Origin of the sequence: Neorhizobium puerariae, assembly GCF_042429745.1 — a bacterium.
In the GTDB taxonomy this organism is placed as follows: Bacteria; Pseudomonadota; Alphaproteobacteria; order Rhizobiales; family Rhizobiaceae; genus Neorhizobium; species Neorhizobium puerariae.
On sequence record NZ_JBHMAA010000015.1, the window covers coordinates 1 to 22176 of the forward strand.

The 22176-nt window shown below is 63.6% G+C and carries 27 protein-coding genes; 9 read left to right on the plus strand and 18 right to left on the minus strand.

The genetic code is table 11. From position 1 onward, the window contains the following. The first annotated feature begins 199 nt into the window (after window positions 1-199). Window positions 200-817 carry a hypothetical protein gene (locus tag ACFFP0_RS13215; RefSeq protein WP_377261319.1) on the plus strand — a complete coding sequence of 206 codons (618 nt, stop codon included), beginning with the start codon at window positions 200-202 and terminating at the stop codon, window positions 815-817. 148 nt (window positions 818-965) lie between these two features. On the opposite strand, the gene ACFFP0_RS13220 is transcribed toward ACFFP0_RS13215, so the two are convergent. The 4 genes from ACFFP0_RS13220 to ACFFP0_RS13235 all read right to left on the minus strand — a co-directional run bounded on the left by ACFFP0_RS13220 (window position 966) and on the right by ACFFP0_RS13235 (window position 3538). Beyond that, window positions 966-1262 carry a type II toxin-antitoxin system RelE family toxin gene (locus tag ACFFP0_RS13220; protein WP_377261322.1) on the minus strand — a complete coding sequence of 99 codons (297 nt, stop codon included), beginning with the start codon at window positions 1260-1262 and terminating at the stop codon, window positions 966-968. After that, complete coding sequence (relB, locus tag ACFFP0_RS13225) at window positions 1252-1470, minus strand: type II toxin-antitoxin system RelB family antitoxin (protein WP_377261325.1); 219 nt, start codon at window positions 1468-1470, stop codon at window positions 1252-1254. Before relB ends, ACFFP0_RS13220 begins: the two co-directional genes overlap by 11 nt. A gap of 60 nt (window positions 1471-1530) precedes the next feature. Continuing rightward, on the minus strand, window positions 1531-2526 hold the full coding sequence (locus ACFFP0_RS13230; RefSeq protein ID WP_377261327.1) for an aldo/keto reductase: 996 nt from the start codon (window positions 2524-2526) through the stop codon (window positions 1531-1533). A gap of 61 nt (window positions 2527-2587) precedes the next feature. Continuing rightward, on the minus strand, window positions 2588-3538 hold the full coding sequence (locus ACFFP0_RS13235; protein WP_377261329.1) for an aldo/keto reductase: 951 nt from the start codon (window positions 3536-3538) through the stop codon (window positions 2588-2590). Between the two features lie 206 nt (window positions 3539-3744). Here ACFFP0_RS13235 and ACFFP0_RS13240 point away from each other — a divergent pair, with 206 nt between their 5' ends. After that, window positions 3745-4731, plus strand: a complete 987-nt coding sequence (locus tag ACFFP0_RS13240; RefSeq protein WP_377261331.1) for a Gfo/Idh/MocA family protein — start codon at window positions 3745-3747, stop codon at window positions 4729-4731. A gap of 18 nt (window positions 4732-4749) precedes the next feature. On the opposite strand, the gene ACFFP0_RS13245 is transcribed toward ACFFP0_RS13240, so the two are convergent. After that, window positions 4750-5121, minus strand: coding sequence for a GtrA family protein (locus ACFFP0_RS13245; protein ID WP_377261333.1), 372 nt, complete (start codon window positions 5119-5121; stop codon window positions 4750-4752). After that, window positions 5118-6122, minus strand: coding sequence for a glycosyltransferase (locus ACFFP0_RS13250; protein ID WP_377261336.1), 1005 nt, complete (start codon window positions 6120-6122; stop codon window positions 5118-5120). Before ACFFP0_RS13250 ends, ACFFP0_RS13245 begins: the two co-directional genes overlap by 4 nt. Before the next feature lie 123 nt (window positions 6123-6245). Between ACFFP0_RS13250 and ACFFP0_RS13255 the strand changes: the two genes are divergently transcribed. Then, a complete protein-coding gene (locus ACFFP0_RS13255) occupies window positions 6246-8081 on the plus strand; it encodes a hypothetical protein (RefSeq protein WP_377261339.1) in 1836 nt (611 codons plus the stop codon). Window positions 8082-8117: 36 nt separating this feature from the next. Here the strand turns inward: ACFFP0_RS13255 and ACFFP0_RS13260 are convergent, their stop codons facing one another. From ACFFP0_RS13260 to ACFFP0_RS13270, 3 genes are all read right to left on the minus strand, one after another. Then, window positions 8118-8348 (minus strand): hypothetical protein, encoded by a 231-nt coding sequence (locus ACFFP0_RS13260; RefSeq protein WP_377261341.1) that lies wholly within the window; start codon window positions 8346-8348, stop codon window positions 8118-8120. A 74-nt stretch (window positions 8349-8422) separates the two neighbouring features. Beyond that, window positions 8423-8755 carry a hypothetical protein gene (locus tag ACFFP0_RS13265; protein ID WP_377261343.1) on the minus strand — a complete coding sequence of 111 codons (333 nt, stop codon included), beginning with the start codon at window positions 8753-8755 and terminating at the stop codon, window positions 8423-8425. Window positions 8756-8773: 18 nt separating this feature from the next. Further along, complete coding sequence (locus tag ACFFP0_RS13270) at window positions 8774-9037, minus strand: spike base protein, RCAP_Rcc01079 family (RefSeq protein WP_377261345.1); 264 nt, start codon at window positions 9035-9037, stop codon at window positions 8774-8776. Between the two features lie 304 nt (window positions 9038-9341). Between ACFFP0_RS13270 and xseA the strand changes: the two genes are divergently transcribed. Continuing rightward, the gene (gene xseA / locus ACFFP0_RS13275; RefSeq protein WP_377261347.1) at window positions 9342-10949 is read left to right on the plus strand and encodes an exodeoxyribonuclease VII large subunit; all 1608 of its coding nucleotides are present in this window, start codon (window positions 9342-9344) and stop codon (window positions 10947-10949) included. 209 nt (window positions 10950-11158) lie between these two features. On the opposite strand, the gene ACFFP0_RS13280 is transcribed toward xseA, so the two are convergent. From ACFFP0_RS13280 to ACFFP0_RS13295, 4 genes are all read right to left on the minus strand, one after another. Further along, complete coding sequence (locus ACFFP0_RS13280; RefSeq protein WP_377261349.1) at window positions 11159-12412, minus strand: aminopeptidase; 1254 nt, start codon at window positions 12410-12412, stop codon at window positions 11159-11161. Between the two features lie 114 nt (window positions 12413-12526). Further along, the gene (gene ybaK, locus ACFFP0_RS13285; protein ID WP_377261351.1) at window positions 12527-13000 is read right to left on the minus strand and encodes a Cys-tRNA(Pro) deacylase; all 474 of its coding nucleotides are present in this window, start codon (window positions 12998-13000) and stop codon (window positions 12527-12529) included. Between the two features lie 6 nt (window positions 13001-13006). Continuing rightward, on the minus strand, window positions 13007-13237 hold the full coding sequence (locus tag ACFFP0_RS13290; RefSeq protein ID WP_377261353.1) for a ribbon-helix-helix protein, CopG family: 231 nt from the start codon (window positions 13235-13237) through the stop codon (window positions 13007-13009). Window positions 13238-13416: 179 nt separating this feature from the next. Beyond that, the gene (locus ACFFP0_RS13295) at window positions 13417-13764 is read right to left on the minus strand and encodes an ArsC family reductase (protein ID WP_377261355.1); all 348 of its coding nucleotides are present in this window, start codon (window positions 13762-13764) and stop codon (window positions 13417-13419) included. 174 nt (window positions 13765-13938) lie between these two features. On the opposite strand from ACFFP0_RS13295, the gene ACFFP0_RS13300 reads away from it, so the two are divergent. Further along, window positions 13939-14103: a hypothetical protein gene (locus ACFFP0_RS13300; RefSeq protein ID WP_377261357.1), complete on the plus strand. Its 165-nt coding sequence runs from the start codon at window positions 13939-13941 to the stop codon at window positions 14101-14103. Window positions 14104-14219: 116 nt separating this feature from the next. Next, window positions 14220-15662: a methyl-accepting chemotaxis protein gene (locus ACFFP0_RS13305; RefSeq protein ID WP_377262317.1), complete on the plus strand. Its 1443-nt coding sequence runs from the start codon at window positions 14220-14222 to the stop codon at window positions 15660-15662. A gap of 54 nt (window positions 15663-15716) precedes the next feature. On the opposite strand, the gene ACFFP0_RS13310 is transcribed toward ACFFP0_RS13305, so the two are convergent. Next, entirely contained in the window at window positions 15717-16376 is a 660-nt protein-coding gene (locus ACFFP0_RS13310) for a 2'-5' RNA ligase family protein (protein WP_377261359.1), read from the minus strand. Between the two features lie 244 nt (window positions 16377-16620). Here ACFFP0_RS13310 and ACFFP0_RS13315 point away from each other — a divergent pair, with 244 nt between their 5' ends. Then, window positions 16621-17178, plus strand: a complete 558-nt coding sequence (locus ACFFP0_RS13315; RefSeq protein ID WP_377261362.1) for a methylated-DNA--[protein]-cysteine S-methyltransferase — start codon at window positions 16621-16623, stop codon at window positions 17176-17178. Between the two features lie 18 nt (window positions 17179-17196). On the opposite strand, the gene ACFFP0_RS13320 is transcribed toward ACFFP0_RS13315, so the two are convergent. Next, window positions 17197-17790, minus strand: coding sequence for a YqaA family protein (locus tag ACFFP0_RS13320; RefSeq protein ID WP_377261365.1), 594 nt, complete (start codon window positions 17788-17790; stop codon window positions 17197-17199). Window positions 17791-18022: 232 nt separating this feature from the next. Between ACFFP0_RS13320 and ACFFP0_RS13325 the strand changes: the two genes are divergently transcribed. Then, complete coding sequence (locus ACFFP0_RS13325) at window positions 18023-18601, plus strand: TetR/AcrR family transcriptional regulator (protein WP_377262319.1); 579 nt, start codon at window positions 18023-18025, stop codon at window positions 18599-18601. Window positions 18602-18743: 142 nt separating this feature from the next. After that, window positions 18744-19235, plus strand: coding sequence for a hypothetical protein (locus tag ACFFP0_RS13330; protein ID WP_377261367.1), 492 nt, complete (start codon window positions 18744-18746; stop codon window positions 19233-19235). 168 nt (window positions 19236-19403) lie between these two features. Here the strand turns inward: ACFFP0_RS13330 and guaA are convergent, their stop codons facing one another. The 3 genes from guaA to ACFFP0_RS13345 form a co-directional block, all read right to left on the minus strand. Continuing rightward, the gene (gene guaA, locus ACFFP0_RS13335; RefSeq protein ID WP_377261370.1) at window positions 19404-20981 is read right to left on the minus strand and encodes a glutamine-hydrolyzing GMP synthase; all 1578 of its coding nucleotides are present in this window, start codon (window positions 20979-20981) and stop codon (window positions 19404-19406) included. Window positions 20982-21042: 61 nt separating this feature from the next. Next, window positions 21043-21708: a 5'-methylthioadenosine/S-adenosylhomocysteine nucleosidase gene (locus ACFFP0_RS13340; protein WP_377261373.1), complete on the minus strand. Its 666-nt coding sequence runs from the start codon at window positions 21706-21708 to the stop codon at window positions 21043-21045. Continuing rightward, window positions 21705-22154, minus strand: coding sequence for a PaaI family thioesterase (locus tag ACFFP0_RS13345; RefSeq protein WP_377261376.1), 450 nt, complete (start codon window positions 22152-22154; stop codon window positions 21705-21707). The genes ACFFP0_RS13340 and ACFFP0_RS13345 overlap by 4 nt, the downstream gene beginning before the upstream one ends. Window positions 22155-22176: the final 22 nt, after the last annotated feature.

A 22176-nucleotide genomic window follows, 5' to 3' on the forward strand; every position in this document is an offset into this window, starting at 1 on the left:
CTTTGATCCGTTCCCACTGATCGTCTCGAAGTGCATCACAATCCATCGCTGATCTCCAAAATCAACGTTGAATCCGATTTGCTCAACTTTGGGAATCCCAATTCCCTAAATCGTCACCACGATCTAAGCCACCTCGGCAATATCAACGTGGACGGATGCCCGGCACAAGGCCGGGCATGACGGCGGGAGGACATGGCGAATGCGCGTACCGGGATCGATGAAGGGACTGGAAGAACTCGGCCGCGTGCGGCTGTCGAAAAACTTCTTCTTCCGCGATTTCCTGTTTTCCGAAATCGCCAATTTCCACGGCATCCCGAACATCCCTGAAGACCCGGACCTCGCCATCGAGGCCGGCCGGCATCTCTGCGAGGAACTTCTGGAACCGCTGCAGGCGACCTTCGGACGGCTGCACCTGCGTTCGGGCTACCGCTCGCCGAAGGTCAACGAATTCGGCAACAGGAACAATCTCAATTGCTCCTCGAATGCCAATACCGCCGCCGACCATATCTGGGACCGGCGCGACGCACGGGGCTTCATGGGCGCCACCGCCTGCATCGTCGTGCCCTGGCTGATCGACAATTACGACCGGGAGGGCGACTGGCGGAAGATGGCCTGGTGGATTCACGACCACCTGCCCTACGCCTCGATCATGGTCTTCCCGAAGCTCTGGGCGATGAACATCCAGTGGCACGAAAAGCCCGCCCGCCGCATCCGCAGTTTCGCGGAACCGCGCGGCGTGCTGACCAGGATCGGCATGGCCAACAACGAAGGCGACCATTCGGAATTCTATGCAGGTTTCCCGGCGCTGAAGCAGTAGGGTGGTCCGCGAACGTTCAGGAATGCAGGCAATAGCAGCGAGATGGCCGGAAAAGCGATGCCGGCGAGCTCGTCCACCATCTTCACGGTGATGGCATCCCCGTCGAGTCCAGCGTTTCGATCTGGATAGACGGCTGAGCTGGCCCGGTTTATTCCGAGCGCTTGCCGATCTTGGCAAGACTGCGAGGATCATAGGCGACGCTGCGATGAGCCACGCGAATGATCAGGATATATTCGTCGGCTTCCATCTTGATCTGGCAGACGAGTCGATAGTCGCCGATCCGCAGCTTCCAGAAGTCTTTGAGATTACCGGAATAGGCCACGAGTTTCTGTCTGGGATCATCGATCTCCGAAAGCTCGTCCAGAACCTTCTTGATGCGGCGCTGATCCTGGGTGGAAATCGACTTGAGGTCCTTTACGGCATCGACATGCCATTCAATCCTCAAGGCCGATCTCCTTCCAGACGTCATCGTTTGGGATGGTTCTGAAAGGTTTGTCGAGGCGTTCGCGGATTGCGTAGAAGTCCTCGAGTTCCTCCAGCTTCTCCTCGATTGCCTGCCGAAGCAACTGGCTCTGGTTCAGGCCGTAATCGGCCGACAATCTCGCCCATCGAGCCTTGATGTCATCATCGATACGAATGCTGAAGGTGGCCATAACATTGTCCTACGTGTCATTTCTGTACTCAATGTATGACGCGTAGGACGAGACTTCAACTTACCGATTGGTCCACGCCGCGGCTCTCTGACCGTAACGGGCGCCGGAGAATTTCTCCGGTGAAAGCAGGTCGCCGAGCGCCTTCAGCTCATCCGCCGAAAGCGAGATTTCCGTCGCGGCGACGTTCTGTTCCAGATGCGGGATCTTTCTGGCGCCGGGGATGGGCACGATGAAATCGGCCTGATGCAGCACCCAGGCAAGGGCGAGCTGCGCCGCGGTGACGCCCTTCTCGGCCGCCATGTCTTCCAGCAGCTTCACCAGGGAGGCGTTCGCGGCCATGTTCTCGGCGCTGAAGCGCGGCAGCGTGCGGCGGAAGTCGTCATCGCCTAGGTCCTCCGGTTTCTCGATCTTGCCGGTGAGGAAACCGCGGCCGAGCGGGCTGAACGGCACGAAACCGATACCGAGCTCGCGGCAGGTGTCGAGGACTTCGCCTTCCGGATCGCGGGTCCAGAGCGAATATTCGCTCTGCAACGCGGTGATCGGATGCACGGCATGGGCGCGGCGGATGACGGCGGCGCCGGCTTCCGACAGGCCCAGTGCCCTGACCTTGCCTTCCCTGACGAGTTCGGCCATGGCTCCGACCGTATCCTCGATCGGCACGTTCGGATCGACGCGATGCTGGTAGAGAAGGTCGATCACCTCGACGCCGAGGCGTTTCAGCGACGCCTCCGCCACTTCGCGCACATGTTCCGGACGGCTGTCGAGGCCCGACATGGCGCGCGAGTCCGAGGCATCGGGATCGATCCTGAAACCGAACTTGGTGGCGATCACCACCCTGTCGCGGAAGGGTTTCAAGCCCTTGCCGACCAGTTCCTCGTTCTTGAACGGCCCGTAGACTTCCGCCGTATCGAAGAAATTGACGCCGAGATCGACGGCATGATGCAGCGTCCGGATCGCGTCCTGTTCGTCCTGGCCGCCATAGGCGTGGCTCATGCCCATGCAGCCGAGACCGATGGCCGAGACGGTCAGTTCCTTTCCGAGTCTCCGCATTTTCATGGGACCCTCCTTGTTTTGGTCGTGGGGGAGGGCGGGCGCGTGATCGCACCCGCCGTGGAAGTCAGGCGCCGGCCTCGTTGAGCAGGGTCATCTGGTCGGCGGAAAGCTTGAGGTTGCCGGCGGCGATGATCGCCTCCAGCTGGTTCACGCTGGTGGCGCTGGCGATCGGCGCCGTGACGCCCGGCCGCTGAAGAAGCCAGGCGAGGGCGATCGAAGCGGGTTCCGCATTGGTTTCGACGGCCACCTCGTCGAGAGCGGCGAGGATGCGATAGCCCTTGTCGTTGAGGTAGGTGAGGGCCCTGCCGCCCCGCGCCTTGCCCTCGGTATCCGCCTTGTCGCGGTATTTGCCGGTGAGGAAGCCGGCGGCGAGGCCGTAATAGTTGATGACGCCGATATCCTCCTTGACGCAAAGGTCCGCAAGCGGGCCTTCGAAGGTGTCGCGGTCGTAGAGATTGTATTGCGGCTGGAGAACGTCATAGCGCGGCAGGCCGGCTTTCTTCGACACGTCGAAGGAATCCTGCAGCATCTTCGCATCGTAGTTGGAGCAGCCGATGGCCCGGACCTTGCCGGCTTCCCTGAGCTTTGCGAAGGCGTCGAGCGTTTCCTCGTGGGATACCGTCTCGTCCGGCCAGTGGGCGAGGTAGAGATCGACATAGTCCGTCTGCAGGCGCCGCAGCGAGTGGTCGATCTCCTCCAGAATCCATCTGGCGGAAAGGTCTTTCCGGCCCTGGCCCATGTCGGAGCCGACCTTGGTGACGATGACCGCCCTGTCGCGGGAGCGGCCGCTTTTCTTCAGCCACTTGCCGATGATGGCCTCGGACTCGCCGCCCTGATGGCCCGGCACCCAGCGGGAATAGGCGTCCGCGGTGTCGATCGTGTTGAAGCCCGCCTCGAAAAAGCGGTCGAGCATATCGAAGGACGTCTTTTCATCGGCGGTCCAGCCGAAGACGTTGCCACCGAAAACGACGGGCGAAATGGAAAGGCCGGTCCGGCCGAGTGCGCGCAGCTCCATGGTATTCCTCCAAATTTTCAGATGAACGGGCATGACGGGAAAGATGGCACGAGATTAATGGATGTTCCGCCGCCGACCAGTCCATATCTTGCGCGGACACTCACTTTTTCAAGCGGGCAATTTTTCACCCCGGGGCGTTCCGGCATCCGTTGCGTCGCCAGGGCCCGGCCAATAAGGTGCGACGCCAGTGACACATGGAGGCCCGCATGCTGCGTTTCGGAATTCTGTCGACTGCACGGATCGGCCGTGAACTGGTCGTGCCCGCCATTCAGGACGCGGAAAACTGCGTGGTGGCGGCCGTTGCGAGCCGTGACCTTGCCAAGGCCCGCGCCATGGCGGACCGTTTCGGCGCTCCGCACGCCTTCGGCTCCTACGAGGAGATGCTGGCCTCGGACGTGATCGATGCGGTCTATGTCCCGCTGCCGACGAGCCAGCATGTGGAATGGTCGGTCAAGGCCGCGGAAGCCGGCAAGCATGTGCTCTGCGAAAAGCCGATCGCCCTGAAGGCAAGTGAGATCGAGAGGCTGATCGCCACGCGGGACAAGTACAGGGTGCTCATCTCGGAAGCCTTCATGGTCACCTATGCGCCGGTCTGGCTGAAGGTCCGTGAACTTCTCAGGGAGAAGGCGATCGGCGAGCTGAAACATGTGCAGGGCGCGTTCACCTATTTCAACCGCGACCCCTCCAACATGCGCAATATCCCCGAACTCGGCGGTGGCGCGCTGCCGGATATCGGCGTCTATCCGACCATCACGACCCGTTTCGTGACGGGAAGCGAGCCGCAGCGGGTGCAGGCGGTGACGAAAAGGGATGCGGATTTCGGAACGGATATCTATTCGAGCGTCAAGGCGGACTTCGGCTCGTTCGAGATGACCTTCTACGTGGCGACGCAGATGGCCGGCCGCCAGGTCATGGTCTTCCACGGCACGGAAGGCTATATCGAGGTGAAGTCTCCCTTCAATGCCGATCGCTGGGGTGCGGAGGAGGTGGAGCTCACCAACCAGAAGCACAATATTTCCCGGATCTTCCGTTTCCAGGACAGCCGCCAGTACCGCAGGCAGGCCGAAACCTTCGCGCGCGCGGTCGGGGGCGAGCCGGCGGAGGTCGTCACGCTGGAGAACTCGCTTGCGAACCAGAAGTTCATCGACGCCATCTACCGGGCGAGCGGGCACGACGGCTGGGAAGCGGTCTGACGCGGCCCGGCGCACCCGTCAGCGCCGGAAGACGAAACGCGAATAACCGAAGAAACTGTAGGCCATGGCCGCGAGCGAGGCGAAGGTGACCGCCACGACCGGCTGCAGGAATGGCGCGCGGTACATGAGTGCCGAATAGATGGCGTAGTTGAGCAATGCCGAGGTGATGCCGACCGCCCAGTAGCGAAAGCCCTCGGCCGCGAACGAATGGCGGGACCGGCCGAAAGTGCGGCTGCGGTTGACGAACCAGGTGAAGCCCATGGCGGCGGCGATTGCCGGGACGCGGGCGGCAAACGGGCCGGGGCCGAGGACGATCAGGGCCTGCGTCAGGCCGGCATCGATCAGGAACCCGCCGCCGCCGGCGATCAGGAACCAGAAAAGCCGTTTCATGCGGCGCTCTTGCCGGTATTGCCGCGTCCGGCGGGCAGGTCCCGGGACCGTGGCTCCGATGCCGTGCTTCGCTGCGGCAGGTTCATGTAGTGGATGCGGAGCTGCTCGGCGCGGGCGCGGGAGACGGAGTCGAGAATGAGGCCCGCGGTGAAGATCAGGAACGAGATCAGCATCAGCACCAGCGAGAAGACCCAGGTCGGCATGCGTTCCACCAGCCCGGTCTGGAAATAGGCGAGGAGGACCGGCACCATGAAGACGAGGCTTGCGGCCATGAACGCGCTGCTGATCAGCCCGAAGAAGGCGAAGGGCCGGGTCTCCTTCATCAGCATGGCGAACATCCAGAGGATCTTCGCACCGTCCCTGAAGGTGGAAAGCTTCGAATGGGAACCTTCCGGGCGGCGTCCGTAATCGAGTTCGATCTCGCAGACGGGAAGCTTCAGCCGCGAGGCGTGCACAGACATTTCCGTCTCGATCTCGAAGCCGGCGGAAACGGCCGGGAAGCTTTTGACGAAGCGGCGGGAGAAGGCCCGGTAGCCGGAAAAGATGTCGGTGAAATCCGATCCGAAGATCGTTCTGTAGAGCACGTTGAACAGCCGGTTTCCGGCCGCGTGGCCCTGCCGTCCGGCATCCGCATGCACGCCGCGCCGCGTGCCGACCACCATGTCCGCGCATTCGGTCAGCAGCGTGCGGATCAGCTCTTCCGCATCGCGCGGGGCATAGGTGCCGTCGCCATCGGCCATCACATAGATGTCGGCCTCGATATCGGCGAACATGCGGCGCACGACATGGCCCTTGCCCTGCCGCCGCTCGCGCATCACCTGCGCGCCCGCCAGCATCGCCTGCAATGCGGTGCCGTCGGTCGAATTGTTGTCGTAGACATGGATGCGTGCGCCGGGCAGCGCCTCACGGAAACCGCGGACGACGGCGGCGATCGTCGGCGCTTCGTTGTAGCAGGGCAGCAGGATGGCGATGTCCAGTTGGCCGGTCGGCGCGTCGGGCATGATCTTCACTCGGTACACGGAAAATCGGAAACGGATCGGTTTTACTATTTCTTGGGAAGGTTAAGGCTAGGTTTCCCTCGATCTCGCAACCGTTGAAAATCCCGGACGAAAATGGCGGACAGCATGGCGGACAGTTCCTTTGGGGTGACGGCGGAACGAACGGCCACGCCGTTGCTGTCCAGGCTGCTGCCTGCGGCCTGTGTCTATTGGATAGCGACCGCCGCGCTGGGCCTGATGTTCTCGCTCCCGAATGCCGAGGACTATGTCGGCCGCGACAACGACGACGTCATGCGGCTCGTGGAGATACGCGATTTCCTCGCGGGTCAGGGCTGGTTCGATCTCACCCAGTATCGCCTCGGCCTTGCGGAAGGCACGCTGATGCACTGGTCGCGCCTGATCGACCTGCCGATCGCGATGCTGATCCGTCTCTTCTCGCTGTTCCTGGCTCCCATGCAGGCGGAGGCCGCCGCCGCGACGCTCTGGCCCATCCTCCTGATGCCGCTCTTTCTCTTTCCCCTCGGCCTTGCCTGCCGGCGCGTCGCGGGCGTCACGGCCATGCATATCGGGCTCGGGCTCGGGGCGCTGTTCCTTTTCACCTGCGTGCGCTTCATGCCGGGTTCGCTCGACCATCACAACGTGCAGCTCACGCTGGCCATGTGGATTGCGGCGATGCTGATCGACCCCGAGAAGCGGCGGACGAGCTATGCCGTCGCCGCATTCGCCTGCGCGCTCGCGCTGGCGGTCGGCGCCGAGACGACGCCGCTGGTCGCCGTCGCCTGCCTGTCGGTCGCCCTTCAATGGCTGTGGCATGGCGAGGCGTTCGCCGCTTCGGCCCGCGCTTTCGGCCTGTCCCTGACACTGTCCATCTCGGGACTGTTCCTCCTCACGGTCCCGCCGCATTCCTATGGGGTCGTCACCTGCGACAATCTCTCGCTCGGCTTCTACGCGCTGTCAGCGCTTGGGGGCACGGCGCTCTTCCTGCTGGCGAGCCTGCCCGGCAGGCCGCGGCGCTCCATCCGCCTCCTGTTCACGGGTGCGACCGGCGCCCTGCTGCTTCTGGCGGCTCGCATCGTTGCGCCGCAATGCCTCGGCGATCCACTGGGCACGCTTGATCCGATGCTCGTGGAATTGTGGCTGCGGGGCGTTACCGAGGCGCGGTCCTTTCTCGGGGAGGCGAAAGCCGAGCCGGAAATGACGGGCGGTTTTTATGCGGTCGGGTTCCTTGCCCTGACCGTCTGCCTGTTTCGTGTCCTGCGCGGCGAGAAGCGGGAACTGCACCTCATCCTCCTTGGCCTTGTCGGAGTGGCCTGGGGCGTTGCGCTGGTGCAGATACGCGGCGCATTCTTCGCCAATGCGCTGAGCATCCTGCCGCTTTCGCTGCTGATTGCCGATCTTCGCCGCGTTTCCGCCGCCGATCCGAAGAATGTCGGGGTGGCCTGCGGTTATATCGCCGCGGTGCTCGCTTCCGTGCCGATCGTCTGGGCCGTCGGTGGCCTCGTCTCGAAACAGGGCTGGGCCGGGGCGACCGATCTCAAGGCGCTGTCCGCCCCCGGAATTGCCGGTGGGCAGGCCGGCGAATGTGGCGATCCGGCGGATATGGCCCTGCTCAACACGCTGGACGCGGGGGTCGTGGCGGCGCCCTCCAACAGCGGCGCGGAAATCCTGCGCTGGACCCGCCACCGGGTCCTGTCGGCCCCCTACCATCGCAACCAGAAGGGCATGCTCACGGAACTGCATATAGGCCTCGCGCCGCCTGCCGAAGCGAAGGTTTTCCTGAGGGGCGCGGGTGTGACGGTGCTGGCGTTCTGCGAGGCCGATCCCCAGACCCGGAGCCTGATCGGGCTCAAGAAGGACGGGTTGTATGCGAGCCTCGCCCGCGGCGAGATACCGGCCTATCTGCAGCCTGTCGGTCAGGCGGGGAAGGGGGAGTTCCGGCTCTATCGGGTCCTGCCGGACTGATGCCGCCGGACCGGTGATCCCGGAAGACGAGCCGTATCAGGCGGTGCGCAGCCGGTGGATGACGAAAAGGCCGGCGAGGAAATTGATCAGGCCGAAATTGTAGCCCAGGATGGCCAGCAGGAGGTTGATGAAGGAAGCCGGGCCGGATGAGGTAAGGGTGGCGAGTGCGAACGTCAGGACGATCAGAAACGCGATGAACGCCATCGAGAAGGCAGACCGCATCATGCCGGCGCAGATGCCTATCGATGTGGCGGTCAAGAACAGCACTCGATATCTCCTTTCTGCCTTGAACGGGGGCGAGCATATTCCCCAGCTGCTAATAAATGCTTGCATGCACCCGTTCAAAAATCTTTGATTCTGCGCAAATACGCGGAAAAATCCGTTGCGGACGAGGCATCCGGAACCGGCGGCCGCAGTCTCATCCCGGCATGCCCGGTGACGAGATGCGGCGCCAGCAGGTGCGGAATCTCCCCGCACCAGGCAAGCCTCACATGGTAACCCGAAACGGGCTGGGTCAGCACGATCACCTCCCCTTCGAATTCCGCCGTTTCGCCGGTTGCCGCGCGCAATATGCCGTCGCCGGCGATCGCATCGGCGTCGATGCCGATCATGCCGAGGACGGCAATGGCCTGCGGCCTGTCGTCGAAACGGAGCAACAGCGGTTCAGGTTCCATGGAGCACCGCTTTTGCCCTCAGACGAGGCCCGCGATGGCGGTTGCGGTGGTGCCGGTCGCAAGAACGCGGTTCACCCTCAGCGGAAGGAAGCTGCCCGACGAGACGTTCGAAAGCGTCAGCGTCTCTCCCGAGAGCATTCGGACGGAAAGATCGCCGCCGGTTCCCACATAGAGCGCCCGCGTGGTCTCCGGCAGGTCGCCGCCGTCGCTGGGCGTGATGGAGAAACCGGACGAGGCGGGGCCGGAAAGGGAAGCCTGCATGCTGGCGAAACGGTCGGACATGGATGAAATCTCCCTGGGTGTCGTTCGCCGTCATTGTCGCTCTCCTTTCCGGCACCGGGGAAACCGCGCGGCAGAAAAAACCGGCGCCGCCGGAAATTCCGTTGCGCCCTAGAGGAGGAAATGTGGCCGGTGCGGAAAAAGAAAAGGTACGGCTTCAAGCGGTTGGACGACGGAAGGGCCTGAACGGCCGGGCTCGGGACATTCCGCCTGTCATGCCCGGTGCGGCTTTACGCGGGCCGGATCGTCCCCGTTTTGCCTCGTTCCGGGTGATGAATTCGCCGGACATATCCTTTAAAAGGAAGGCATGACCAGTCTCACCGCCAGCGATTCGTCCACGAACCTCTCCGAATATTCGGTGTCGGAACTTTCCGGCTCGATCAAGCGCACGGTCGAGAACGCCTTCGACCATGTGCGGGTGAGGGGCGAAATTTCCGGCTACCGGGGCCAGCATTCCTCCGGCCATGCCTATTTCTCGCTGAAGGACGACCGCGCCCGTATCGACGCGGTTATCTGGAAGGGCACCTTTCCGCGCATCAGGTTCCGCCCGGAAGAAGGCATGGAGGTGATCGCGACCGGCAAGATCACCACGTTCCCGGGCTCGTCCAAATACCAGATCGTCATCGAGAACCTGGAGCCGGCCGGCGCCGGCGCGCTGATGGCGCTCATCGAGGAGCGCCGCCGCCGGCTTGCGGCCGAAGGGCTTTTCGATCAGGACCGCAAGCGGCCCCTGCCCTTCCTGCCGCAGGTGATCGGTGTCGTGACCTCGCCGACCGGCGCCGTCATCCGCGATATCCTGCACCGCATCTCCGACCGATTTCCGGTGCATGTCATCGTCTGGCCGGTGAAGGTCCAGGGCGAGGGATCGGGCGACGAGGTGGCGGCGGCGATCCGCGGCTTCAACGCGATCGCGCCGGACGGCCCGGTGAAAAAGCCGGATGTGCTGATCGTCGCGCGCGGCGGCGGCAGCCTGGAGGACCTGTGGAGTTTCAACGACGAGGCCGTCGTGCGCGCGGCGGCGGAGAGCGAGATACCGTTGATCTCCGCTGTCGGTCATGAGACCGACTGGACGCTGATCGACCATGCGGCGGACATGCGTGCCCCGACGCCGACCGGCGCGGCGGAGATGGCCGTGCCGGTCAAGGCGGATCTGGATGCGCAGGTCGCGAACCTGACCGCCCGCCTGCGCGGTTGCGCAAGCCGTCAGATGGATCTGCGGCGTCAGTCCGTGCGGGCGCTCGTTCGCGCCCTTCCCTCGCTCGATCAGTTGCTGGCCCTGCCGCGACGCCGCTTCGACGAGGCGGCGGCCGGTCTCGGGCGGGGGCTGGAGCGCACGACGGTCGCCAAGCGGCGCGTCTTCGAGCGGGCCTCCTCCGGCCTCAGGCTTGAATTGCTGACGAACCGTCTGGCGCAGCAAAGGCAACTGCTGGCCGACAGGCTCGGCCGCGGCGAGCACTACCTGGAACGGCAATTGCTGCGGGAGCGCGGCCGCGTGGCGCGGTTCGAAGCATCGCTGAATGCCCTGCCGGCAAGGCTTGCCGGCCAGTTGCAGCGCGAGCGGCAGCATCTGGCCGCGCTTGCCCGCCAGGCGGACACGGCGATCTCGCACAGGCTCGTCCGCAGCCGTTCGGCAATCGTGGCGCAGGATCGCGTACTGCAATCGCTTTCCTATACGAATGTGCTGAAACGGGGTTTCGCCGTCATCCGCGATGAGGATGACAGGCCGCTCACCCGCGCCGCGGATGTCGGCACGGGGCGTATCGTCTCGATGCAGTTTGCCGACGGCCGCGTCGCAGCGGTCACGGGGCAGGAGGGAGAGGCCGGCGAAAGACCCGCTGCCCTGCCGCAGCCGAAGAGGCGGACGCAGAAGCCGGAGCCTTCGGGCGATGCGCCCAAGCAGGGCAGTCTTTTCTGAGCATATGCCGCGCGAAAGCGCGCGGCGGCCCTGCGATCACGGCATGTGCGGGAACAAGGGCCTGAAGCATGGCGGATAAAAGGATGCCCGGCGCTCCGATGCCGACCCTGCGGGATCGCGCCCGCATGTCAGGGCGCGCCGTTGATGGAACGTTGCTGAGCCCCGGACAGCGGCGGATCGTGTTTCCAACCGCGGTCCGTGGAAAACGATCAGGCCCATTCGCCCTTGCGCATGGCGGGCACTCTGGAGCCGTCGGCCCTAATGCCGTCGATGTCGACCTTGTCGGAACCGATCATCCAGTCGATATGGATGAGGCTGGAATTGCCGCCCTGGGCCTTGATCTGATCCGGCGTCAGTGACGCGCCTTCGAGGAAGCATTTCGAATAGCACTGGCCGAGCGCGATGTGGCAGGAGGCGTTTTCGTCGAAAAGGGTGTTGTAGAAGAGGATGCCGCTTGCCGAGATCGGCGAGGAATGCGGCACCAGTGCCACTTCGCCCAGCCGGCGCGCGCCTTCGTCCGTATCGAGAACCTTGCTCAGCACCTCCTCGCCCCGGGTGGCCTTCGCCTGCGTGATGCGGCCCCCTTCGAACGTCACCTGGATGTTGTCTATCAGCGTGCCTTGGTGCGACAGCGGCTTGGTGCTCGACACATGGCCTTCGACGCGCAGGGCATGCGGCGTGGTGAAGACCTCCTCCGTCGGAATGTTCGGGTTGCAGGTGATGCCGTTCTTGGCGGTCGAGGCGCCGCCATGCCATTCATGGCCGTCCGCGAGGCCGACCGTCAGGTCGGTGCCGGGGCCGGTGAAATGAAGCGCGGCAAAACGCTCGCCGTTCAGCCAGGAGGACCGCTTCCCGAGGTTGGCGTTATGCTCGGCCCAGGCGGCGATCGGATCGGCCACGTCGACGCGGGAAGCGGCGAAGATGGCCTCCGCGAGCTTGCCGACCGCCACGTCCTCCGGAACGTCGGGGAAGACCTGCCTGGCCCAGGACGGGTTTGGATAGGAGACGATGTTCCAGTTGATGTCGAAATTGGCGATCTTCTCCAGCGCCGGCTTGTAGGCCATGGAATTGGCCTTGTTGGCCCGCGCCACCTTGGCTGGGTCCTGGGAGGACAGCAGCATCGGATTGTCGCCGGCAATGGCAAGCCGCGCGGCGCCGTTGCCATAGGCCTTGGCCATGCCTTCGTAGAGCCAGTCCGACGCCCGGTCGAAACTCGCATCGGGCGCGTATTCATAACGCGCCAGCGTGGTTTCCTCGTCGGAATAGAAAGTGGTGACGATGCCGGCGCCCGCCTTGTAGGCGTGTTTGGTGATCAGCCGGACGAGCGGCAGGGCGGCAAGCGGCGCCGTGATCACCAGATCCTGACCCTTTTCAAGCCTGAGGCCCACCTTGACGGCCACTTCCGCCAGTTTCTCGAGTTTCTGAGGATCGACGACGGTTTGAAAATTCGGCACGATTGTCATGCTGGGCCTCTCTATTTTTCCTGTGCGGTCTGTCAGATTTAAAGAGGTTTGGGGCAAATTTGAAGATCGGCCGCCCGTGAAACCGCCAAGGTCCGTCGCCGCCCGCCTGCCCGCTCATGCCACGAGCGGAGCGGAGATCGCCTTCAGCGCCTCGCGCGCAGCCTTCGGGTCCAGCCGTATCTGGAGCCCCCGCTGGCCGCCGTTGACGAAGACATGGGGCTCGTCGAGCGCCGTTGCCTCGATTGCGGTCGGCACATGTTTCTTCTGGCCGAAGGGACTGATGCCGCCGACATGATAGCCCGTCGCGCGCTCCGCATCGGCAGGCTTCATCATGTTGGCGGACTTGCCGCCGAAGGCGGCGGCGAGCCTCTTCATGGAAACCTCCCGGTCGGAAGGCACCACGACGCAGACCGGCTTGCCGTCGACCTCCGCCATCAGCGTTTTCAAGACCCTGCGCGGCTCTTCGCCGATCGCTTCGGCCGCCTGCAGGCCGATCCGGTCCGCATTGGGGTCGTAATCGTAGGCGACAGCGGTGAAGGCGACGCCCGCCTTGTCGAGCGCCTGGGTGGCGCGGGTGGTCTTTGACATGGCTCTTCAGTGGTCCGGCTGGGAGTGGGCTTTGTCGAGCTTGTCCAGAATTTCGATCCCCCGTTTCTTGTCTCCTTTTGCCGCACGCAGACGGAAACGCGTTTCGACATCGAATTCGGCGAGCGCCCTTGCGGAAAACTCCTCGAAAAGCTTGCCGATGCTGGTGCCCCGTGCGGCAGCGAGCGCCTCGAGGCGCTCATGCTGGTCGGATGGAAGCCGTATCGTCAGGGTGCTCATTGTCCATTCCTCCATGCAAGAAATTCGCCCGGGGTAACAATCCTCAGTTCCGGAAATGCCAGCTCCGACCGGGCGAAGTCACGCTTGTTCGCCGTTATGACCGCTTCCGCGTTTCCGCCGACCGCCAGCTCCGGGACATGGTTATCTGCTTCGTCGCGGGATTGGTCGCGGTCGGAAGTTCAGCCGAACTCCGCCTCGTAGACGTCGGGCTTGAAGCCGACGATCAGCTTGCCGTCCGCTTCCAGCACCGGGCGCTTGATCATCGACGGCTGCGCAAGCATCAATGCGATGGCCTTCTCCCGGTCGAGATCGGCCTTGTCGGCCTCATCCAGCTTCCTGAAGGTCGTGCCGGCGCGGTTCAGCACCGTTTCCCATCCGGCGCGCTCCACCCACCGGTCGAGATGAGCCCAGTCGATGCCGGCGACCTTGTAGTCGTGGAAGTCGTGGGCGATGCCCTTCCGGTCCAGCCAGGTGCGCGCCTTCTTCATCGTGTCGCAGTTCTTGATGCCGTAGATCGTAATTGCCATCGAATCCCCCGCTGCTGCTGCCTGACCGATAACAAGAGCATGCCTTGCCATGCAAGTCGTTGAGCTCGCTCAATGAGCGTTATGTGACGGTTGCATGGCTCCAATGATTTGTTGTGCGTTGCACAAAAGCAGGCCGAACATCATATTTTAGTGGAATGCAAAGGAGAGATTGACATGTCCGTACAGAAGAAGACCCGCGGTAACGCCATCAGCCGCGCTTTCGCCGTTATGAGCGCCGCGATCTCGGTTTCGGCTGCGGTCGAAAACCATCGCCGCCCCAACAGCCGCGATCTCGATACGCTCGGCATCGACCCCAAGGCTTTCGACCGTATCGTATAACGGTTTCCCAGTCCGCCGGGTCGGGGGATTTCAGCCTTAAGTATAAGGCCGTAGGGGATACCCGCAGAAACTGTCCGTTAACCATGGCCATCGTATGATTTCCTAATATGAGGGAGATGACGGTGGCCGGTCAGGTAGTCAGGGAAAGTGAACCGTCGAAGGCCGAATCCTTCGATGGGGATGTGCTGAAGCGTTCCGTGGTGAAGCTGGCGGGCGAGGCTTCGGCCCTCGGCCTGCATCTCGTCGATATCGCCGGTGCGATCCAGGATACCGCCACGCAATCCTCGCAACATGCCGTCCTGCTGGGTCGCCTCACACAGTCCGCGCAGTCGATCGCGGATGCCAACGGGCAGATCGCCCGCTCGCTGCATCAATCCGACGAACTGACGACGAACGCCCGGCAGGTGCTGGGCGAACAGGCCGTGCAGCTTTCCGGTTCCGTCACCGCAATCGATCATATGGTCAACGCCTCCCGGGAGATCGGGGCGGAGATCAAGCTGTTCTCCACCTCCCTCGGGGATGTTGCGCGCCTGGCCGATGCGATCGGCACCATTGCCCGGCAGACCAACCTGCTGGCGCTGAATGCCGCGATCGAGGCGGCGCGCGCCGGCGAGGCCGGCAAGGGTTTTGCCGTCGTCGCCGCCGAAGTCCGGGCGCTGTCGCTGCAGACGTCGCAGACCACGAGTTCCATCCAGGCGACGCTCGACCAGCTGAACAGCCGCATCGACCGCCTGGTTGCCGCCGGCGATGGCGCAAGCCGATCCGCCGAAGGGGTCAAGACGACCGCGCTGAAGGTGCAGGGTTCCTTCAGGAGCGTCGAGGATGTCATGACCCGCATTCTGGACAATGCATCCGCCCTGGCCGGGACGACGGAAACGGTCGATCGCCAGTGCGGCGAATTCGCATCCTCCATCGCCTCCGCCGCGAGTGCGATCCTCAAATCCAACGAACAGCTCCAGCAGACGTCCTCGCGTGTCGGCGAGGTGGTGACGATTTCCGAGCGCATGATCCAAGCCACCGCGAATGCCGGTGTCGAAACCCCCGACGGCCCCTATATCCGCCAGGTGATGGCGCTTGCGGCAGAGGTTTCGGCTGCTTTCGAGGCGGGCGTGAAATCCGGCCGCATCGACCTCGCCTCGCTCTTCGACCGGCAATATGCGGCGATCCAGGGCAGTGACCCGGTGCAGTACATGACCCGTTTCACCGAGTTCACCGACGCGGTCCTGACCCCGATCCAGGAAAAGGCGATCGAAGGCGACGAGCGTATCGCCTTCTGCGCCGCCGTCGACGAAAACGGCTACCTGCCGACCCATAACCGAAAGTTTTCCCAGCGCCAGCGACCGGGGGATGTCGCCTGGAACACGGCGAACTGCCGCAACCGGCGGATATTCAACGATCGTGTCGGCCTTGCCGCCGGCCGTAACAAGGAACCGTTCCTGCTGCAGACCTACCGCCGCGACATGGGCGGTGGCCAGTTCGTGCTGATGAAGGACATTTCCGCGCCGGTCACGGTGAACGGCCGCCATTGGGGCGGCCTGCGCCTGGCGATCCGGGTTTGACGACGGTCCGGAAACGGGCGTCGGCGTCATTTCCGGCATGTGGCCGGGTGTCTCTCAGATCATCAGGCGCAATTGTTCCGGAGAGGCAGGATAGGGAGACGCATCCGGATCGAAACGCCAGCGGCCGAATTGCTCGTGCCGCGTTTCGCCGTAATGGCTGTAGATCAGCAGGAATTCGTCCGCGGTCCAGGCGTAGGGCTGTTCGAGGGGCAAAGGCTCGATCTTCCCGCAGCCATAGATGATGGTCACATGCGGCGTGAAAGATCCGGACGGGCGGCCCGGCAGATTGTGCCTGGAGAGGACATTCCTCAATATCCGGACAAAACCTTCGAGCGCGCTGTTCTTCGCCATGCTCGTCAGGGCGAGGTGCCTTTTGCCGCCAAGCAGCGCCGAACCGTCGAGCGCGAGCGAAACAGGCCTTGCGCTGATCCCGCCGACGGCATTTTCAATATCGGGAATGAGATGCCGCGGCGGCGCGTGGAAGGCGTCCATGCAAAGCAGCGTCATATGCAGGAGCCCGGCAGGATAGGCCGGCTGCCGGGTTCTGTTCAGCGCATGCCGGGCAGCGGCGCGGCAGATGTCGCGGGCCATCCGGTCCGGCGGCTTCAGGGCGAAGAACAACTTGCTCGGCTGCCGTTTTGCGCGGCCAAGACGAGGAAGCCCGCCTTCGTCGAAGGGAAGCCAGGGCGAGCCGGTTCGCCCGTGCGGGCGCATCCCGCCATCGTCCCGAAATCCTGCCAAATCTTGCCCGTCAATCCGCCGGAAGGCATGTCCGGCCTCTCCGCTTTACAATCGCGCTCGTGCCTGTCCGTGCGATCCCGCCCTTCGCGGAAGGTGACGCGCTGCGGCAGACTCAATGAAAAGTTGGGCGGGAACAGGAGATGCGAGGCAAGAAACGGGTTGAAACCGAGAGCCGCGAGGACGATCTTGGGGGCAAGTGAAACATGGAGATCATACCATGGCCATGCATCGGTATCTCATTTTCGAAACGGCCGGCGGCTTCTGCGGCATTGCGTGGAACGACATCGGCATCACGCGCTTCCAGCTACCGACGAAGGGCGAGGCATCCACGGAGCGCCTGCTTCTGCGCCGCCTGCCGGAGGCCGGACGGGGCACGCCGCCGGCCGAGGTTCTGGAAGCCGTCGAGGCGGTGAAACGCTATTTCGCCGGCGACAAGGTGGATTTCTCGCGCTTCAAGCTGGACCTCGAAGGTCAGGACGAGTTCTTCAGGCAGATCTATGCTGCCGCGCGGCGGATCGGCTGGGGGCATACGACGACCTATGGAACGATCGCCAGGGAACTCGGCGCTGGTCCCGAGGCCGCGCGGGATGTCGGCCAGGCCATGGCCAGGAACCCGGTGGCTCTGATCATCCCCTGCCATCGCGTGCTGGCGGCCGGCGGCCGGATCGGCGGTTTTTCCGCTCCGGGCGGCTCGATCTCGAAGGCGAGCATGCTGGAGCTGGAAGGCGTGCGGCTGACGCCGCCGGAGCCTGCGCAGCAATCGCTGGGGTTCTAAGCCCCGCGGCCGTGCCGCTCAATGGTGGATCAGTACCTGAAACGCGCCATAGGCGAGGATGAGGGCGCCGGCGGCGCCCGTGGCGATGTAGCTCAGCCGCTTCTCGATGAAGTGGCGGATGTCCTCGCCATAGCGGCGGAGCAGCCAGGCGAGCAGGAAGAAGCGCGCGCCGCGCGTGATCGCTGCCGATATCACGAAAAGTCCGAGGTTGATCTTCGCGACGCCGGAGAGGATCGTCACCACCTTGATCGGCGGCAGGTGCGCGAAGCCGGACGTCACCAGCATCAGCACGACCGTCTCGTAGGTGATGCCGGCTTTCAGTTCGTTGAACGTGTCGAGCTTGCCCCAGAAGCGCAGGATCGGTTCGGCGATCGCATCGAAGGCGAAATAACCGATGCCCCACCCGGCAATGCCGCCGAGTACGGAAAAGACCGTGGCGATCAGCGCATAGCGCCAGGCGCGTTCCGGCCGCGCAAGCGCCATGGGCAGGAAGAGCACGTCTGCCGGCACGAGGAAGACCGAGCTTTCCACAAAGGCGATCACCGCAAGCCAGAGGGCGGCGGATTTCCGGGCGCTGAGCGCCATCGTCCAATCATAGAGGCTGCGAAGCATGGGTTAGGCGTCCTGTACGGTATGCTGACCGGCGGCCTGAACCGCCTTCGTGAACTTGCGATCGAACGTGACGAACGTCTCGCAATGCCGCGCCTTGGGAGATTCAGCGCGTCGGCAAAATCCATGCCTTGGGCAAGGAGGTCAAGTGCCTTGGCGACGATGCCGTCGTCTTCCGGCGTGACCGCCGGCATGCCGGGTTGACATTCTCCCTACTAGTCGGTAGTTGTTTGGCATGAGCAATTTATCGACCAAGGCTGATGACATTCTTCGCTGCGCGCGCACCCTGATCGTCAGGGGCGGCTACAACAGTTTCAGCTATGCCGATATTTCAACTGTGGTCGGCATTCGCAAGGCCAGCATTCATCACCACTTTCCCGGCAAATCGGATCTCGTCCGCACGCTGGTTGCGCAGTACCGGGAGGAGGCTGAAGCCGGGATCGCCGACCTGGAGCGAAATGTCGCCGACCCGCTTGGGCAGCTTCGCGCTTATGTCGGCTATTGGGAGAGCTGTATCGCTGACGCATCCCACCCCTTCTGCGTCTGTGCCCTGCTCGCCAGCGAGATCCAGGTCCTTCCTGAAACCGTCGCTTTGGAGGTGCGCACGCATTTTCGAAGGCTTTCGGACTGGCTGACCTCCGTCCTGGAGCGTGGCGCCGCCGCGGGCCGCCTCTCCCTGGCGGGGACCGCCAGGGACAATGCCGAAATGTTCATGGCCACCGTGCACGGCGCGATGCTTTCAGCGCGCGCTTACGGCGATGCCACGACGTTTGGTGCAATAACCCATCCCTTGCTGGAGCGCATGGTCGCCTGAAATCGGGGCTTTGCCAGGAAGGTGGATGCATGACCGCATAACCTACCAGCCAGTAGGCAGGACTTGCGGTGCCTGCGGATTTGCCGGCGGCAATCTGTCTGCCCGGCCCTCCCAACCCTTCAGATGAGAAAGGCAACTTACCATGTTCGGAATTTCTCCGCTTGGCTGGATACATACAATCGGCAGCCTGCCGGCCATTCCCGTGGCTCTGTACATGTTCGCCCGCCATGGCCGGATCGTTCCCCGGTCCCCGCTGGGCGTCGTCTATTTCGTCTCCATGCTGATCGGCGCCGTAACGGTGTTCCTCGTTGCGCATCAGCTGGTCAGCTTCGTCATCGGCGCCGTGACCATTCTGCTCCTGCTGGCAGGTTATGGGATTGAACGCATTCTGGGTCCGGCGCGTGTCGCCGGATACATCGAAACCGTCTGTCTCAGCCTGAGTGCGTTTCTCCTGATGCTGCCGACCGTTACCGAAATCCTGCGCCGCGTCCCGGACGGCCACCCCTTGGTGACCGACCTGAAATCGCCGCTGCTTCTCGGTGCTCAGGGGAGCCTGCTGGTCATTCTCGTCGTCGGCTTGACCGCCCAGATCGTCTATCTGGCGAGACGGGGCAGGGTTGCCGCGAACTGGTAGTTTCGCCATGTCCCGGCGATCACTGTTCCTTCGACCAGCTATCGCCGGCAGACATCCGACCGAGCATCGCCGGGAGCGATGCATTCTTGTCGTCACCAGCAGAAATGACGGTGAGGGGACCATCGAGGACGGAAGTATCGGCGAGACGACGATGCCGCCATTGGCCTCTCACTCCCACTCGATCGTGCCGGGCGGCTTGCTCGTCACGTCGTAGACGACACGGTTGATGCCGCGCACCTCGTTGATGATGCGGGTTGCGGTGCGGCCGAGGAAGTTCATGTCGTAGGGATAAAAATCCGCCGTCATGCCGTCGACCGAGGTGACGGCGCGCAGTGCGCAGACGAAATCATAGGTGCGGTAATCGCCCATGACGCCGACCGTCTGCACCGGCAGCAGCACGGCGAAAGCCTGCCAGATCGTGTCGTAGAGGCCGGCCTTGCGGATTTCGTCGAGATAGATCGCATCCGCCTTGCGCAGGATGTCGAGCTTTTCGCGCGTCACGCCGCCGGGGCAGCGGATGGCAAGGCCCGGCCCCGGGAAGGGGTGGCGGCCGATGAACTGGTCGGGCAGGCCGAGTTCGCGGCCGAGCGCACGCACTTCGTCCTTGAAGAGCTCGCGCAGCGGCTCGACGAGCTTCATGTTCATCCGCTCGGGCAGACCGCCGACATTGTGGTGGCTCTTGATCGTCACCGAAGGACCGCCGGAGAAGGAGACGCTTTCGATCACGTCCGGATAGAGCGTGCCCTGGGCGAGGAAGGCGGGCGCACCCTTGCCGTCCTCGGCGATCTTCTTGGCTTCCGCCTCGAAGACCTCGATGAACAGCCGGCCGATCGTCTTGCGCTTCACTTCCGGATCGGAAACGCCGGCAAGCTCGTTCAGGAACAGGTCGGAGGCATCCACATGCACGAGCGGGATATTGTAGTTGTCGCGGAACATCTTCACGACTTCTTCCGCCTCGTTCATCCGCATCAGGCCGTGGTCGACGAAGATGCAGGTGAGCTGGTCGCCGATCGCCTCGTGGATCAGCACGGCCGCGACGGAGGAATCGACGCCGCCGGAAAGGCCGCAGATCACCCGTTCCTTGCCGACCTGCTCGCGGATCTTGCGGATCATCTCGGCGCGGTAGGCGGACATCGTCCAGTCCGACTTCAGCCCGACGATCTTGTGCACGAAGTTGGAAAGCAGCTTCGCGCCGTCCGGCGTGTGCACCACTTCCGGATGGAACATGGTCGAATAATAGTGACGGCCTTCGTCGGCCGCGATCGCGAAGGGCGCGTTCTCGGAGGTGGCGATGACCTCGAAACCTTCCGGCAGCTGCGTGACGCGGTCGCCGTGGCTCATCCAGACCGGATAGCGTCCGCCGACTTCCCAGAAACCGTCGAACAGCGGGCTCGCCTTCTTGATCTCGACATCGGCGCGGCCGAATTCCGCCGCATGCCCACCCTCGACCACGCCGCCGAGCTGGGTCGCCAGCGTCTGCTGGCCGTAGCAGATGCCGAGGATCGGTACGTTGTGCTCGAACACGACCTGCGGGGCGCGCGGGCTGCCTTCGGCGGTCACCGAAGCCGGGCCGCCGGAAAAGATCACGCCCTTGGGCTGAAGTCTCTTGAACGCGGCATCCGCGTTCTGGAAGGGATGGATTTCACAGTAGACGCCCGCCTCGCGGATGCGGCGCGCGATGAGCTGCGTCACCTGGCTGCCGAAATCGATGATGAGAATGCTGTCGGGATGAGCTATCTGGGTCATGGCGAGCCTTTAAAGAAAGTTCCCCATTCTGGCAACCGGGAATCCGGCGAAAATCGCGTGTTCAGAGCGCGATCCTGCCGTCTTCCAGCCCTTCGAAAAGCCTGTCCACCGCCGCCGCCAGCTTCTCGTCGATCACATGCAGGTATTCCCGCCAGTCGTTGACGTGCTTCAGCTCTTGCCTGCCGTCGGAAATGCCGCGCAGTCCGATCAGCGGCAGGCCGAAGAGCTGGCAGCAGCGCATCACGGCGAAGGTCTCCATGTCGACCATGTCGGCCTCGATGAGATCGTAGGCGGCACCCGAGACGACATTGCCGCCGGTGGAAAGCGAGGCTTCGGGGATTCCGGGAATTCGCAAGGGGAGCGGCATGACCGCCGGATGCTCGAGAAACGGCGTGCGGCCCTTTTCGAATCCGAGCGGCGAGGCGTCCATGTCGCGGTAGGCGACGGAGGAGGCCTGGTAGATTTCCGTCTGCTCGAGGCTGCGGGAACCGGCCGAACCGAGGGATACGACGAGATCGGGCAGCCCGCCGGCGGCTTCCAGCGTCGCCAGCGCATGGCTGAACACGACGGCGGCCTCGACGGGGCCGACGCCGGTCATCAGCGGCCTGATGCGGGATTTCAGCGCCGGGCCGTATTCCGCATCCACGGCCATGACGAAGAGAACGGACCTGCCGCCGGCACGCACCGGCTCGCCTGAGGGAAGCGTGTTGGAAAGCGAAGCGGTCATCCCGTCACGTCCTCCCGCCCGCGGATCACCATCATGGTGCCGGTCATCGAAGCGATCAGCTTGGCGGGACCGTCTCCGATCGCATAGGCGCGGCCGTCGGCAACGATGATGGTCGAGCCGGGCTTGGTGATCTCGCCGCGGAAGAGGAAGCGTTCGCCGCGGCCGGGCGACATCAGGTTCACCTTGAACTCGATGGTGAGGATCGAGACGTCCGGTGCGATGGTGGTGTAGGCGGCATAGGTGCATGCGGTGTCGAGCGCCGCGGAGATGACGCCCGCATGCAGGAAGCCGTGCTGCTGGGTGAGTTTGGGATCGAAGGGCAGCTCGATTTCCACCATGGCCTGTTCGACCCGCGTCAGTTCGGCGCCCAGCATCGTCATCGCGCCTTGCCGCCCGAAGCTCTGCCGCACCCGCTCGCGGAAATCGCCTGTATCTCTCCCGTTCATGTCCCTATCCTTTTCGCGGGTG